This window comes from Micromonospora parva (assembly GCF_000718515.1).
Lineage (GTDB): Bacteria > Actinomycetota > Actinomycetes > Mycobacteriales > Micromonosporaceae > Micromonospora > Micromonospora parva.
The window spans coordinates 31,945-46,538 of record NZ_JNZS01000035.1 but is presented as its reverse complement, the minus strand read 5'-3'; the positions used below and the strand labels follow the sequence as shown (position 1 = coordinate 46,538).

General features: G+C 71.5%; 10 protein-coding genes. 8 read left to right on the top strand and 2 right to left on the bottom strand.

Annotation, left to right across the window (positions count from 1 at the left end):
* Positions 1 to 287 precede the first annotated feature (287 nt).
* The 6 genes from IF22_RS0130445 to IF22_RS0130420 all read left to right on the top strand — a co-directional run bounded on the left by IF22_RS0130445 (position 288) and on the right by IF22_RS0130420 (position 8,285).
* The gene (locus IF22_RS0130445; protein ID WP_245233779.1) at positions 288 to 1,337 is read left to right on the top strand and encodes a LacI family DNA-binding transcriptional regulator; all 1,050 of its coding nucleotides are present in this window, start codon (positions 288 to 290) and stop codon (positions 1,335 to 1,337) included.
* A gap of 84 nt (positions 1,338 to 1,421) precedes the next feature.
* A complete protein-coding gene (locus IF22_RS0130440; protein WP_030337788.1) occupies positions 1,422 to 2,726 on the top strand; it encodes an ABC transporter substrate-binding protein in 1,305 nt (434 codons plus the stop codon).
* A gap of 67 nt (positions 2,727 to 2,793) precedes the next feature.
* Positions 2,794 to 3,762 (top strand): carbohydrate ABC transporter permease, encoded by a 969-nt coding sequence (locus tag IF22_RS0130435; protein ID WP_030337787.1) that lies wholly within the window; start codon positions 2,794 to 2,796, stop codon positions 3,760 to 3,762.
* A gap of 1 nt (position 3,763) precedes the next feature.
* Positions 3,764 to 4,651, top strand: coding sequence for a carbohydrate ABC transporter permease (locus IF22_RS0130430; RefSeq protein ID WP_030337786.1), 888 nt, complete (start codon positions 3,764 to 3,766; stop codon positions 4,649 to 4,651).
* Entirely contained in the window at positions 4,648 to 6,879 is a 2,232-nt protein-coding gene (gene yicI, locus IF22_RS0130425) for an alpha-xylosidase (RefSeq protein ID WP_030337785.1), read from the top strand. Before IF22_RS0130430 ends, yicI begins: the two co-directional genes overlap by 4 nt.
* The gene (locus IF22_RS0130420) at positions 6,876 to 8,285 is read left to right on the top strand and encodes a GH1 family beta-glucosidase (RefSeq protein ID WP_030337784.1); all 1,410 of its coding nucleotides are present in this window, start codon (positions 6,876 to 6,878) and stop codon (positions 8,283 to 8,285) included. Before yicI ends, IF22_RS0130420 begins: the two co-directional genes overlap by 4 nt.
* 145 nt (positions 8,286 to 8,430) lie before the next feature.
* Here the strand turns inward: IF22_RS0130420 and IF22_RS0130415 are convergent, their stop codons facing one another.
* Both IF22_RS0130415 and IF22_RS0130410 read right to left on the bottom strand, forming a co-directional pair.
* Complete coding sequence (locus IF22_RS0130415) at positions 8,431 to 9,024, bottom strand: nucleotidyltransferase family protein (RefSeq protein WP_030337783.1); 594 nt, start codon at positions 9,022 to 9,024, stop codon at positions 8,431 to 8,433.
* 245 nt (positions 9,025 to 9,269) lie between these two features.
* Positions 9,270 to 10,979, bottom strand: a complete 1,710-nt coding sequence (locus IF22_RS0130410; protein WP_030337782.1) for a bifunctional 3'-5' exonuclease/DNA polymerase — start codon at positions 10,977 to 10,979, stop codon at positions 9,270 to 9,272.
* A gap of 120 nt (positions 10,980 to 11,099) precedes the next feature.
* Between IF22_RS0130410 and IF22_RS0130405 the strand changes: the two genes are divergently transcribed.
* Positions 11,100 to 12,848 (top strand): ABC transporter ATP-binding protein, encoded by a 1,749-nt coding sequence (locus IF22_RS0130405; RefSeq protein ID WP_245233778.1) that lies wholly within the window; start codon positions 11,100 to 11,102, stop codon positions 12,846 to 12,848.
* Positions 12,849 to 12,898: 50 nt separating this feature from the next.
* Positions 12,899 to 14,590: an ABC transporter ATP-binding protein gene (locus IF22_RS0130400; protein ID WP_245233777.1), complete on the top strand. Its 1,692-nt coding sequence runs from the start codon at positions 12,899 to 12,901 to the stop codon at positions 14,588 to 14,590.
* Positions 14,591 to 14,594 lie beyond the last annotated feature (4 nt).

The following is a 14,594-nucleotide window of genomic DNA, read 5'->3' as shown; positions in this document are numbered from 1 at the left end:
CCCGCCACCCCCGCCGCGCCCTCAAGATCGTGCTCGATCCTTGGTGTAGCGGCTTCCGCGACGACCCGAGGGGACTACAACCAGGATCGAGCGCGATCTTGAGGCGTGCCAGGAGCGCAGCCCCGGGGCCCGAGGGCCGGACACGGACTGAATTCTTTTCGACATCGGCTATTGACGTCGCCGTAACAGGTGGCCTAGCGTCCTGTCGAACCGCTTCGTCGAAGCGCTTCGACGAAGTCTCCGGGAGCGGTTCCACAGCAGGCCAAAGGAGGTACGCGGTGGCCACCATGCACGACGTCGCCCGCCTCGCCCACGTCTCGGTCAGCACCGTCTCGTACGTGCTCACCGGCGCCCGGCCGATCTCGCAGGCCACCCGCAACAAGGTGCTCGCCGCGATGGCACAGCTCGACTACCAGCCCAACGCGATGGCCCGAGGGCTGGCCAGTCGCCGCAGCCGGATCCTCGGCCTGCTGATGCCGATGGACGAGCGGGGCCTCGGTGCCACCGAGACCGCCTTCGTCACCGGTGCCGCCGCCGCGGCCAGCGTCGCCGGCTACCACCTGGTGCTCTCGCCGGTCGGCGGAGGCAACCTCGACGACCTGCGCCGGCTGGCCAGCCAGCGGATGCTCGACGGGGTCGTGCTGATGGAGGTGCAGCTGGCCGACGAGCGGGTCACCGTGCTCCAGGAGGCGGGGGTGCCGCTGGTGCTGATCGGCCGCACCGCCGACACCAGCACGCTCTCCTACGTCGACATCGACTTCGACCAGACCGTCCGGGACGCCGTCGCGCACCTGGTCGGTCTCGGGCACCGGCAGATCGTCTACGTCAACCACTCGGCCGCCACACTGGCCAGCGGTTACGGGCCGGCGCTGCGTACCCGGGACGCCTTCACCTCGGCGATGACCGGGCACGGCCTGGATCCGGTGATGATCGCCGCCGAGGACAGCGCCGCCGGCGGGCGGGCCGCCCTGGCCGCCGCGTTCGCGCAGGCCCCGGAGCTGACCGCGGTGCTGGCCATGAACGAGACGGCGATCTTCGGCATCCTCGGCGAGCTGACCGGCCGGGGGTTGTCGGTGCCCGACGACGTCTCCGTCGTCTCGATGGTCACCTCGCCGCAGGTCGCCGAACTGGCCACCCCCGCGCTGACCGCGATGACGTCCCCCGGTTCGGCGCTGGGCCGGATCGCGATCGAGGCGCTGACGCGCCACCTGGACGGCCCCGCCGACCTTCGTCACCAGCAACTGCTGCCGTGCACGTTGGAGATCCGGGGGTCGACCGCCGCACCCCGGCGGCCGGCACTGGCTACCTCTGGTCCGGCGTCGAACGACGGCGGCTGACCAGCTAAGACGGCCCGCCATCGCGCTGCAACGCGACGACGGGCCCCGTGAAGTACCGGCTAGTACTCAACGAGGAGGATAGTAATGCAGCGATTCCACCGGCTCGTCGCCGCGATCGCCCTGGCGGCGACCGCGACGACCACCGTGGCCGCCTGCGGCGGTGGTGACAACGGGGACAGCAGCGACGCCAAGGTTCTGAAGCTCTGGCACTACGAGAGCGAGAACAGCGCCATGGGGATCGGCTGGGACCGGGCGATCGAGATTTTCAAGTCCGAGCACCCGGGCGTCGAGGTGCGCTTCGAGCGCAAGGCGTTCGAGCAGATCCAGCAGAACGCTGGCATGATCATCAACTCGTCCGAGGGCCCGGACATCATGGAGTACAACAAGGGCAACGCGACCGCCGGGCTGCTCTCCTCCCAGGGCCTGCTGGCCGACCTGAGCAGCGAGGCCGACAAGCGCGGCTGGGCCGGCAAGCTCAGCCCCAGCCTGCAGACCACCGCCCGGTACAGCGACAAGGGCGTGATGGGCTCCGGCAACTGGTTCGGTGTGCCGAACTACGGCGAGTACGTCACCGTCTACTACAACAAGGACCTGTTCCAGAGCAACGGCGTCAAGGTCCCGACCACCATGGCCGAGATGACGGCCGCCATGGACACCTTCGTCGGCAAGGGGATCACCCCGCTGGGCATGGCCGGCGCCGAGTACCCCGCCGGGCAACTCTTCTACCAACTCGCCCTCTCCAAGGCCGACCGGCAGTTCGTCGACAACTACCAGCTCTACAAGAACCCTGTCGACTTCAAGGCCGACCCGCTCAAGTACGGCGCGGAGACCTTCGCCCAGTGGGTGCAGAAGGGCTACGTCGCCAAGAACTCGGCCAGCCTCAAGGCCGAGGACATGGGCACCGCCTTCATCGGCGGCAAGGTTCCGATGATCGTCTCGGGTAGCTGGTGGTACGGCCGGTTCAAGGCCGAGATGAAGGCCAACTGGGACACCTTCCTCTTCCCCGGCAACACCCTTCAGGCCGGCTCCTCCGGCAACCTCTGGGTGGTCCCGGAGAACAGCAAGGCCAAGAGCCTGGCGTACGACTTCATCGACATCACCCTGCGCCCGGAGATCCAGGATCTGATCGGCAACAACGGTGGTGTTCCGGTCGCCGCTGACGCGTCGAAGATCACCGACCCGAAGGACCGCAAGCTGATCGAGGACTTCAACACGGTCAGCAAGTCCGACGGGCTCGCCTTCTACCCGGACTGGCCGGTCCCCGGCTACTACGACGTGCTGGTCTCCGGCTTCCAGGGTCTGATCAACGGCTCGAAGTCGCCCGACCAGGTCCTCGACACGATCGCCAAGCCGTACGCCGATGGCGTCAAGGAGATCACCGGCAAGTGACACGGCGAGCGGCGGGCGTGACCGGCACGACCGGCGCGCCCGCCCGCCCCGCCGGGAAGGATCTTCCATGGCAGTCTCCGAGACGGTCGCCGCCACACCGCCGGCCGCGGCCCCCACTCCGCCCGTGCCCCGCCGCCGACGCCGCGGCCGCAACGCGGCGTACTGGCTCTACCTGCTCCCCGGAGCGGCGCTCTTCCTCCTCGTCATCGGCGCGCCGCTTCTCGGCACCCTCTACCTGTCGCTGACCAAGTGGTCCGGCATCGGCGACCCCCGGTGGGTCGGCCTGGACAACTACCAGCAGTTGCTGCACGACGACGTGTTCTGGGCGTCGTTCCGCAACACCGTCTGGATGCTCGTCGCGATGGTGGTGGTGCCCACCGTGCTCGGTCTGCTGCTGGCCGCGGTGCTCTTCGACGTCATCGGCCGCCGGTTCAAGCCCCGCACCGCCGCCGCGCTGCGGGCCGCGTTCTACCTGCCGCAGGTGCTGCCCGTCGTGGTGGCCGGCATCGTCTGGGGCTGGATCCTGCGCCCCGACGGGGCGTTCAACAGCCTCCTCGACGCGGTCGGTCTCGGCGCGCTCCGCCATGACTGGCTCGGCGACCCGGGCACCGCCCTGCCGGCCGTGATGGCCGTGATGATCTGGGTGCAGATCGGCTACCCCGTCGTCGTGTTCATGGCGGCGTTGCAGCGGGTCGACCCCGAGCTGTACGAGGCGGCCGAGGTCGACGGCGCGAACTGGCTGCACCGGTTCCGGGCGATCACCCTCCCGCAGATCCGGCCGGAGACCTTCGTGGTGGCCCTGACCTGCACCATCGCCGCGTTGAAGGTGTTCGGGCCGATCTTCGCCCTGACCCGGGGCGGCCCGGACAACGCCACGAACGTGCCGTCGTACTTCGCCTACTACACGTTCTTCAAGAAGCTGCAGGTCGGCTACGGCTCCGCGATCTCCATGGTGCTGACCCTGATCATCGTGGTGGTGGCCGGGATCTTCATCTGGATGCAGGCCCGCAGCGAGCGCCGGGACCGGGGGTTCTGACATGGCCGTCATGCTCACACCGAGCGCCGCGCCGGTGAAGCCGGCCCGGCCGGTACGCGACCGACACCACCGCGGCGTCAGCCGCTGGGTGGTGCTCGTCCTGGTCCTCCTCGGCGCGCTCGTCATGCTGGTGCCGTTCGCGTTCATGCTGCTCAACGCGTTCAAGTCGCCCGGCGACTACTCGTCGAGCGGGCCGCTGAGCTGGCCGACGGAGTTCTACACCAAGGGTCTGCGCACCTACTGGACCACTGTGAACTTCCCGCTCAAGTTCTGGAACTCGGCGATCATCGCCGGCTCGGTGGCGGTGCTCGGCGTCGCCGTGTCGCTGCTCAACGCGTACGCCCTGGGCATCGGCCGGGTCCGTGGCCGGCTGTGGATCGTCGGTCTCTTCCTGCTGGCGAACATGCTGCCGCAGGAGGCGCTGATCTACCCGCTGTACTACGTGGCGAAGCAGGTCGGCCTCTACAACACCCAGCTCTCGGTGATCATCATCTTCACCGTGATCCAGAGCGCGTTCGGCACCTACCTGCTCGCCTCGGTGATGAGCACGTTCCCGCGCTCGCTGCTGGAGGCCGCCGCGTTGGACGGCGCCGGCAAGTGGACGGTGCTGTGGCGGGTGGTCTTCCCCAACCTGCGACCCACCCTCGCGGTGCTGCTCATCTTCTTCTTCATCTGGACGTGGAACGAGTTCCTCATCCCGCTGGTCATGCTGATCGACAACCAGACGCAGACCATCCCGGTCGCGCTCGCGTCGTTGCAGGGCGACCGGCTGATGGACGCCCCGACCACCAACGCCGGCGCGCTGATCAGCCTGGTGCCGGCCATCCTCTTCTTCCTCATCTTCCAGCGCACCCTTGCGCGCGGTATCACGGCAGGAGCCGAGAAGTGAAGTTCACCGACGGGTACTGGCAGCTGCGCCCCGGCGTCAGCGTCCTGCGCCCCGGCACCGTGGAGTCGGTCGAGCCGGACGAGCGCGGCTTCACCGTCTTCGCGCCGACCGGTCAGATCACCGGACGCGGCGACACCCTCAACCGTCCCCTGGTCACCGTTCGGTTCTTCTCCCCCGCCCCCGGCGTCATCGGGGTGACGATCGCCCACCACACCGGAGGGCTGCCCCGCGAACCGCACTTCGGGCTGAGCACCGACGAGACGCACCCGGTCACCGTCGACGTCACCGGGCTCAGCGCGACGCTGGCCACCGGTGAGCTGACCGCACGGGTCTCGCTCATCGACGGGTGGCGGGTCGACTTCCTGCACGGCGACCGGCTGGTCACCTCGTCCACGGCGCGCAGCATCGGCGTCGTCACCGACGCCGAAGGCCGCCGGCACGTGCACGAACGGCTCGCCCTGGGCGTCGGTGAGACGGTGTACGGGCTGGGCGAGCGCTTCGGCCCGTTCGTCAAGAACGGGCAGACCGTCGACATCTGGAACGCCGACGGCGGCACCGCCAGCGAGCAGGCGTACAAGAACGTGCCGTTCTACCTCAGCAGCGCCGGCTACGGGGTCTTCGTGGACCACCCGGAGCACGTGTCGTTCGAGGTCGGCTCCGAGGTCGTCACGCAGACCCAGTTCAGCGTCGAGGGCCAGTCGCTGACCTACTACGTCATCGACGGGCCCCACCCGAAGGACGTGCTGCGCCGGTACACAGCGCTCACCGGCCGGCCGGCCCGGATCCCCGCGTGGTCGTACGGCCTCTGGCTGTCCACGTCGTTCACCACCTCGTACGACGAGAAGACGGTGACCGAGTTCGTCGACGGGATGGCCGAGCGCGGGCTGCCGCTGTCGGTGTTCCACTTCGACTGCTTCTGGATGCGCCAGTTCCACTGGGTCGACTTCGTCTGGGACCCGGCGACCTTCCCCGACCCGGAGGGGATGCTGCGCCGGCTGCACGAACGCGACCTGAAGGTGTGCGTCTGGATCAACCCGTACATCGCGCAGCGGTCGTACCTCTTCGAGGAGGGCCGCGAGGCCGGTTACCTGGTGCGCAACCCCGACGGATCGGTCTGGCAGTGGGACAAGTGGCAGGCCGGCATGGCGCTGGTCGACTTCACCAACCCGGACGCCGTCGCCTGGTTCACCGGCAAGCTCAAGGTGCTGCTGGACATGGGCGTCGACTGCTTCAAGACCGACTTCGGCGAGCGCATCCCGACCGACGTGGTGTGGCACGACGGCTCCGACCCGCAGCGGATGCACAACTACTACTCGTACCTCTACAACAAGGCGGTCTTCGAACTGCTGGAGACCGAGCGCGGCAAGGGCGAGGCGGTGCTGTTCGCCCGCTCGGCCACCGCCGGCGGGCAGCAGTTCCCGGTGCACTGGGGCGGCGACTGCGAGTCGACGTTCGTCGCGATGGCCGAGTCGCTGCGCGGCGGGCTGTCCCTGGCGGCGTCCGGCTTCGGCTACTGGAGCCACGACATCGGCGGCTTCGAGGGCACTCCCGACCCGGCGGTGTTCAAGCGGTGGGTGGCCTTCGGGTTGCTCTCCTCGCACTCCCGGCTGCACGGGTCCGGCTCGTACCGGGTGCCGTGGGCCTTCGACGACGAGGCCGTCGACGTGCTGCGGCACTTCACCCAGCTCAAGCTCGGCCTGATGCCGTATCTGGCGGCCGCCGCCGAGGACGCGCACCGCGACGGAACGCCGATGATGCGGCCGATGTTCCTGGAGTTCCCGGACGACCCGGCGACCGCGCACCTGGACCGGCAGTACATGCTCGGCCCGGACGTGCTCGTCGCGCCGGTGCTCAGCGCCGACGGCGACGTCACGTACTACGTACCCGCCGGCACCTGGACGCACCTGGTCACCGGCGCGCAGGTCACCGGCCCGACCTGGGTGACCGAGAAGCACGGCTTCGACAGCCTGCCGGTGCTGGCCCGACCGGGCGCGGTCATCCCGTTCGGCTCGCGCACCGACCGACCGGACTACGAGTGGGCCGACGACGTGCGGCTGCGGCTGTACGCACCGACCGACGGGCAGCGGGTCCGGGTACGGGTACCGTCACCCGGCGACGGACCGGGCGCCGAGTTCGACGTGCGCTACGAGGGCGGGACGGCCAGTGCCGAACTGGTCGCCGGCACCTCGACGGGCTACATCTGCGAGATCCAGGGGACGGAACGATGACGCGACACCACTTCCCGGAGAGCTTCATCTGGGGCTCGGCGACGGCGGCGTACCAGATCGAGGGTGCGGCGACCGAGGACGGGCGGGGCCCGTCCATCTGGGACACCTACAGCCACACCCCCGGCCGGACCCTCAACGGCGACACCGGGGACGTGGCCGCCGACCACTACCACCGGTGGGCCGACGACCTCGGGCACATCGCCGACCTCGGGCTCAGCGCGTACCGGTTCTCCATCTCCTGGCCCCGGGTGCAGCCGGGCGGTTCGGGCCGGTTCAACCAGGCGGGCATCGACTTCTACTCGCGGCTGGTGGACGGGCTGCTGGAGCGGGGCATCCGCCCGGTGGCCACCATGTACCACTGGGACCTGCCGCAGGAGCTGGAGGACACCGGCGGGTGGGCGGCACGGGAGACCGCGTTGCGCTTCCAGGAGTACGCGGCGGGCATCGTCGGTGCGCTGGGCGACCGGGTGCACACCTGGACGACGCTGAACGAGCCGTGGTGCTCCGCGTACCTGGGCTACGCCTCCGGGGTGCACGCGCCGGGTCGCACCGAGCCGGCGGCGGCGCTGGCAGCGGTGCACCACCTCAACCTCGCGCACGGCCTGGCCGGCCGGGTGGTCCGGGAGCTGGCCCCGTCCGCCGAGCTGTCGGTGACGCTGAACCTGCACGTCGTCCGGGGTGCCTCCGACTCGGCCGCCGACCAGGACGCGGTCCGGCGGATCGACGCGTTGGCGAACCGGGCGTTCCTCGGCCCGATGCTGGACGGGGCGTACCCGGCCGACCTGCTGGCCGACACCGCCTCCGTCACCGACTGGTCGTTCGTCCGCGAGGGTGACGAGAAGCTGATCGCGGTACCGCTGGACGTGCTCGGGGTCAACTACTACTCCAGCACCCTGGTCCGGGCCTGGGACGGGGTGTCGGCCCGCTCCGACGCCGACGGGCACGGCGCGTCGACCTCCACGCCGTGGGTCGCCGCCGACGACGTCGACTTCCTGCCGCAGCCCGGCCCGTACACGGCGATGGGTTGGAACATCGACCCGCCGGCGCTGACCGAGCTGCTGCTGCGCCTGCACCGCGAATACCCGAACCAGCCCATGATGATCACCGAGAACGGCGCGGCGTTCGACGACGTGGTGTCGGCCGACGGCCGCATCCACGACGAGCGGCGGATCGACTACCTGCGTCGGCACATCGGCGCGATGGCCGACGCCCGCGCCCAGGGTGCTGACGTCCGCGGCTACTTCGTCTGGTCGTTGCTGGACAACTTCGAGTGGGGCTACGGCTACGACCGTCGCTTCGGGATCATCCGGGTCGACTACGACACCCAGGTACGCACCTGGAAGGACAGCGCCCACTGGTACCAGCGCCTCGCCGCCACCGGAAAGCTGGACTCGGCGCAGGACTGAAGTACCCCGCCACGCCCGCACCGATCTTGCGGCCATGTCCTGACGAGCGTGATGCCTGTGAGTCATCTTGATGCCTCACAGGCATCACGCATTCCGGGAAGCGCGACGCACCGCCTACCGTCGGGCTTCCACGGCTGCTGCCGCCTCAGACCCCGACGCGCTGCGGCGGGACGGTGAGGCCGTAGAGATCCATCAGCTCCGGGGTGTCGATCCGGCTGCCGTCGGCGACCGAGTCGCAGGCGATGTCGACAATCTGGTCCTTGTGCGCCAACAGGTATGGCCGGGCGCCCACGTCGGCGCTGGCCAGGGTGGCGATGCCGGGCCAGTGCCGGCGGCCGAACAACATCGGATAGCCGCGCAACCCGTCGTAGGTGGCGCAGACCAGCACGTCCGGGTACGGCAGCGCGGCCACCCGCCGGACCGCCGTCGCGGTCAGGCCCGGCATGTCGACCGGGACCACCACCACCGCCTCGATCCCGTCGTCGTCCATCGCGGCCAGACCGGCCCGGATGGACGAGCCGACTCCGGTGCCCCACGCCTTGTTGATCACAACGGTGGCCTTGCCCAGGTCAGCGGTCTCCTGGACCTGGTCGGCGGCGGCACCCAGGACGACCACGATCCGCTCGCAGCCCGCCTCGGTCATCGTGTCGATCATCTGATTGACCAGGGGCTTTCCCCCCTGGTGCAGCAGCGCCTCGGGACCACCGATCCGTCGTCCTCCGCCTGCGGCGATGATCATTCCTGCGATCCGGTTCAGCTGCGCCCCCTCCAGCACGGAACGGACCGTGACAGATCCGTCCCCTCCTACGGACACTGCAACGAGGACGGCCAGCCGAGGGTGGCGGGGCGAAAAGGAGAAATAGCACAACCGTTACACGCCCGGCATCTCCCGACGCAGCGGACGGTGCCGGTCGTCGAGGGCGCGGCGGTCGCCCGACGGCGCGGACCTGGCCGGTGTCCCGACGGTCGGCGTACGCTCGCGGGTCAGGCGGCGTCGGCGTAGCAGTCGACGATGGACAGATCCAGCGGAAACCGGACCGGCGTCGCACCGAAGAGCAGCGCCGAGGCCCGCTCGCCGCAGCGGCTGACAGCCTCGGCGACCGCGTCGGCCTGGCCCGCCGGCGCGTGCACGACCACCTCGTCATGCTGGAAGAACACCAACTCGGCGTCGGTGCCGGACAACTCCGTACGCAGCGTCGCCAGCAACGTCGAGGCCCACTCCGCGGCGGTGGCCTGAATGACGAAGTTGCGGGTGAAACGCCCCCGCGACCGCGCGGCACGCGCCCGTGGACTCTGCGGATCGGCAGGCCCCTCCGGATCGGCGGTCTCGTCGCCCAGCTCACCGAACCCGGCCGAGCCGGGCGGGCACGTCCGCCCCAGCCACGACCGCACCAACCCACCTGTCTCACCGGTGCGCGCCGCCGCCTCGACGTAACCGAACGCCGTCGGGTAACTGCGCTTCAGCACCGCCAACGCGGGCACCGCGGCCCCGCCGGTCTGCCCGTACATGGCGCCGAGCAGGGCCACCTTGGCCTTCGCCCGGTCGCCACCGAACGAATCCCGGGCCAACGCGGCGTAGAGGTCGCCGGCACCGCCCGCCGCCGCCAACCGCGCGTCGCCGGAGACCGCTGCCAGCACCCGGGGCTCCAACTGGCCGGCGTCGGCGACCACCAACCGCCAACCCGGATCGGCCACCACCGCCCGCCGGATCACCTTGGGGATCTGCAACGCGCCACCACCCCGGGTGGCCCACCGGCCGGAGACGACACCACCTGGCACGTACTCCGGTTGGAACCGGCCGCCCCGCACCCACTGGTCGAGCCAGGCCCAGCCGTGCGCCGTCCAGATCCGGTAGAGCTCCTTGTATTCCAACACCAGCGGCACCGCCGGATGGTCCACCCCGCGCAGCACCCAGGCCCGGGTGTTGGGCAGCTCCACCCCGGCCCGGGCGAACGCCTTCAGCAGCTCGGCCGGCGAGTCGGCGTGCAGGCCGCGTACGCCGAGGGCGTCGGCGATCCGGGCGGCCAGCTCGGCAAGTCGACGGGGCGGCCCACCGACCGGGGACGCCTCACCGAGCAGCTCGTGCAGGATCTCGTTGTGCACGTCGGCACGCCACGGCAGCCCGGCGACGCCCATCTCCGTGGCGACCAGCGCGCCGGCCGACTCGGCGGCCACCAGCAACCGGAACCGGCCGGGGTGCTCGGTTCCGGCGACCCGGGCGAGCTGGTCCGCGTACACCCGGGTCAGTGCCTCGATGCCCGGCCCCGGCGGACCGGGAAGGGTGTCGAAGAGCGCGCCCTGCCCGTGCCCGGGTGGTGCGGCGGCGCGCGGCGGCGGGTCGGGCGGCACCGCCGCGCCGGTCAGCCGGGCCCAGGCGGCGGCCAGCGAGCGGGGCTCGCCCCAGCGGCCCGCGTGGCCGAGCAGCAACGCCTCGGTCAACTCCACGTCGTGGCACCGATCGACCCGGACGCCGGCGCGCAACAGCGGCGGATAGACCGCCGAGGCGGTCGCCCAGACCCAGCGGGGGCGCTCTGCGGCCTCGCGCGCGGCGACCGCGGCGACCAGATCGGTGACGGCCTCCGCCGGGCCGCACGGCTGGCCGGTGGCGTCCAGCGGGCACAGCACTCCCCCGCCGCGTTCGTCGGACACCACCGCCACCAGCACGAACGTGATTCTGCCTCTTTCGTCCGACAGAAACGGAGGCGCACCTCACCGGATTCGGGTCGGTGCGGTGTCGGAGCCGGTCGGTAGCGTGATCAGGTGCCTCCGCAGATCCCGCATCCCGATCCTGGCACCCCCGACACCCGTGGTCCGATGCGCTACCTGTGGTGGCTGGTCCGCTGCCAACCCTGGCGGGTGCTGCGTGGCAGCCTGCTCGGCACGGCCTGGATGATCGGGCTCTCGGCCCGGCCCTATCTGATCGCCCGGGCCGTCGACGACGGGCTGCGCACCGGCGACACCCGCGCGCTGGCGCTCTGGGTCGCGGCGATCGTGGTCGCCGGCGTGGGCCTGTCCTACCTGGGCATCATGCGGCACCGCACGATGACCTTCATCCGGGAGGACGCCAAGGCCCGCTCGGCGGAGGTCCTGCTGCGCCACCTGTCCCGGATCGGCGCGGTGCTGCCCCGCCGGGTGGGCGCGGGCGAGGTGTCCACCATCGGCGGCTCCGACATCGACTGGACGGCGCAGGTGCTGACGCTGACCGGGCCGGGCGTCGGCGCGGTCGTCGCGTACGGGGTGATCGCCGTGGTGCTCTGGTCGATCTCCCCGATGCTCGCGTTCTGCGTGCTGGTGGGGGTGCCGGTGGTCGGTCTGGTCGTGGGGCCGCTGCTGCGTCGCCTGGAGCGGGCCGAATCGGTCTACCGGCGGCAACAGGGCGCGCTCACGGCCCGGTCCGGTGACATCGTGGCCGGGCTGCGGGTGCTCGCCGGGGTCGGTGGTCGGGACCTGTTCGCCCGGCGGTACGCGGCCCGGTCCCAGGAGCTGCGCGCCGAGGGCTACCGCGTCGGCGCGGTCAACAGCTGGATCGACGCGGCGACGGTCGCCATCCCCGGGTTGTTCCTGGCGGCGGTGGTGTGGCTGACCGCCCGGATGGCGGTGACCGGTGACGTCACGATCGGCGAGCTGGTCGCCGTCTACGGCTACGTGGCGACCCTGATCGTGCCGGTCTGGTTTCTGCTGGAGGGCAGTCACCAGCTGATCCGGGGTCGGGTCGCCGCCCGGCGCATCGCCGACCTGCTCAACGTGACACCTGACGACGTCGGTGGACCTGGTCGCCGCTGGCCCGATTCCACGCCCGAGGCACGCCGGCCCGAGGCACGCCGGCCCGGCTCCGTGCCCGAGGCACGCCGGCCACCTGGCCCGGCCGCGCCGGACGGCCCGGCCGACCTGCACGACCCGGTGACCGGGCTGACAGTGCGCGCCGGGTCGCTGACCGGCGTGGCGGTGAACGACCCGGCGACGGCCGTGGCGTTGGCCGACCGGCTCGGCCGGTACGTGGTCAGCGGTGTCACCTGGGGCGGTGTGCCGCTGCGCGACGTGGCCCTGGACGAGGTCCGCGCCCGGATCCTCGTCGCCGACCACGACTCGTACCTGTTCGCCGGCACGCTGCGCGACATCCTTGGCGCCGGGGCCGACGACGATGACGAGCGGATCGGCGCGGCCCTGCGAACCGCCTCCGCGCAGGACGTCGTCGACGCCCTGCCCGCCGGGCTGGACACCCCGATCGACGCCCGCGCCCGGACGCTCTCCGGCGGCCAGCGCCAACGGCTGCGCCTGGCCCGGGCGCTGCACCGCGAACCGGAGGTGCTGATCCTCATCGACCCGACGTCGGCGGTGGACGCGCACACCGAGGCGCGGATCGCCGAGCGGCTGCGGACCGCCCGGGCCGGGCGGACCACCGTGCTGATCGCCACGTCACCGCTGCTGCTCGGCCGGGCCGACCTGGTCGCGCATGTGAGCGCCGGCCGGGTCACCGGCACCGGCAGCCACACCGACCTGTTCGACAGCGACCCGGCCTACCGGCACCTGGTGGCCCGGGGCAGCGAGGAGGCGTACCGGTGAGCCGCCTGCCGGTGGCCGACCGCGCCACCGTACGCCGGGCCCTGCGCGACATGATCAGCCGACACCGGCGCGCCGTCGGGGTGGTGCTGGCGCTGCACAGCGCCGCCGCGGTCGCCGGGCTCGCCCCGCCGTGGCTGCTGGGCACCATCGTCGACCGGGTCGCCGCGGGCGCGGGCGTGGCCACTGTGGACCGGCTGGCACTGGCCATCGCCGGCTGTGTCCTGGTCAGTGCCCTGCTCTCCCGATACGCCCAGTACGCCGGCCACCGCTTCGGCGAACGGGCCGTCGCGGAGCTGCGCGAGCAGTTCGTCTCCCGGACTCTCGGGCTGCCGGTCTCGGTCGTCGAGCGCGCCGGCTCTGGTGACCTGGCCACCCGCAGCTCCGTCGACGTGTCGACGGTCGGCAGCACGGTGCGCGACGTGGTGCCCACCATCGTCATCGCCACCGTGCAGCTGACGTTGCTGTTCGGTGCGGTCTTCCTGCTGCACCCGCTGCTCGGGCTGGCCGCGCTGGCCGGGCTCCCGTCGATCGTGGCGGTGACCCGTTGGTATCTGCGCCGGGCCAGCTCCGCGTACCTCACCGAGGGCGCGGCGGCCGCCGAGCTGACCGAGACGCTGACCACCACCGCCGAGGGCGCCCGCACGGTGGAGGCGCTGCGGCTGGCCGACGAGCGGGTCCGCCACGGCACCACCCGCGTCACGCTGGTGTGGCGGGCCCGTCGGGCGACCCTCGCGCTGCGTACCGTGTTCTTCTCGGTCGTCGAGGCCAGCTACCCGCTGCCGGTCGCCATGGTCCTGCTCGTCGGGGGCTACCTGCTGGCCCGGGACATGGTGTCGCTCGGCGCGGTGGTCGCCGCCGCGCTCTACCTGCAACAGGCGATCGACCCGTTGGACCGCCTGTTGCAGTGGACCGAGCAGGCGCAACGCGGCTTCGCGTCGTACGCCCGGGTGCTCGGTGTCGGCATGGTTCCGCCGGAACCGCCCGGCACGACGGCCTCGTCCCCAGGTGAGCGGCTCGTCGTGCGGGGGGCACGGTTCTCCTACTCCGACGGGCCGGACGTGCTGCACGGCATCGACCTGGAGGTGCAGCCCGGCGAGCGGCTGGCCGTCGTCGGCCCGTCCGGCGCCGGCAAGTCCACACTGGCCCGGCTGCTGGCCGGGATCGACGCGCCACGGCAGGGTGTCGTCAGCATCGGCGGCTGCCCGGTCACCGACCTCGACCCGGCCGAGCGCCGCCGCCGGATCGCCCTGGTCACCCAGGAGCACCACGTCTTCATCGGTTCGGTACGCGACAACCTCTCGTTCGCCGCGCCCGACGCCTCCGACGACCAGATGCGCGCCGCGCTCGCCACGGTCGGTGCCGACTGGTTCGCCGCGCTCCCCGACGACCTGGACACCCCGCTCGGCGACGGGGCCCGTCAGCTCGGTGCGGCCGAGGCCCAGCAGCTCGCGCTGGCCCGGTTGGTGCTCGCCGACCCCCACACCCTGATCCTGGACGAGGCGACAGCGGCGCTCGACCCGTCCACCGCCCGACGGACCGAGCGCGCGCTGGCCGCGGTGCTCTCCGGACGGACCGTCATCGCGATCGCGCACCGGCTCAACACCGCGCACGACGCCGACCGGGTCGCCGTGCTCGCGGACGGCCGGATCACCGAGATCGGCAGCCATGACGAGCTGGTGGCGGCCGGTGGCGCGTACGCCGCTCTGTGGCGCTCCTGGCACACCCGCGTCGACGAGCGGTGAGACG

What these genes read in the sequence shown, in the direction of transcription:
- IF22_RS0130445 (WP_245233779.1), top strand. Translation starts at nt 288, where the DNA reads ATGCACGACGTCGCCCGCCTCGCCCACGTCTCGGTCAGCACCGTCTCG.
- IF22_RS0130440 (WP_030337788.1), top strand. Translation starts at nt 1,422, where the DNA reads ATGCAGCGATTCCACCGGCTCGTCGCCGCGATCGCCCTGGCGGCGACC.
- IF22_RS0130435 (WP_030337787.1), top strand. Translation starts at nt 2,794, where the DNA reads ATGGCAGTCTCCGAGACGGTCGCCGCCACACCGCCGGCCGCGGCCCCC.
- IF22_RS0130430 (WP_030337786.1), top strand. Translation starts at nt 3,764, where the DNA reads ATGGCCGTCATGCTCACACCGAGCGCCGCGCCGGTGAAGCCGGCCCGG.
- IF22_RS0130420 (WP_030337784.1), top strand. Translation starts at nt 6,876, where the DNA reads ATGACGCGACACCACTTCCCGGAGAGCTTCATCTGGGGCTCGGCGACG.
- IF22_RS0130415 (WP_030337783.1), bottom strand. Translation starts at nt 9,024, where the DNA reads ATGATCATCGCCGCAGGCGGAGGACGACGGATCGGTGGTCCCGAGGCG.
- IF22_RS0130405 (WP_245233778.1), top strand. Translation starts at nt 11,100, where the DNA reads ATGCGCTACCTGTGGTGGCTGGTCCGCTGCCAACCCTGGCGGGTGCTG.
- IF22_RS0130400 (WP_245233777.1), top strand. Translation starts at nt 12,899, where the DNA reads ATGATCAGCCGACACCGGCGCGCCGTCGGGGTGGTGCTGGCGCTGCAC.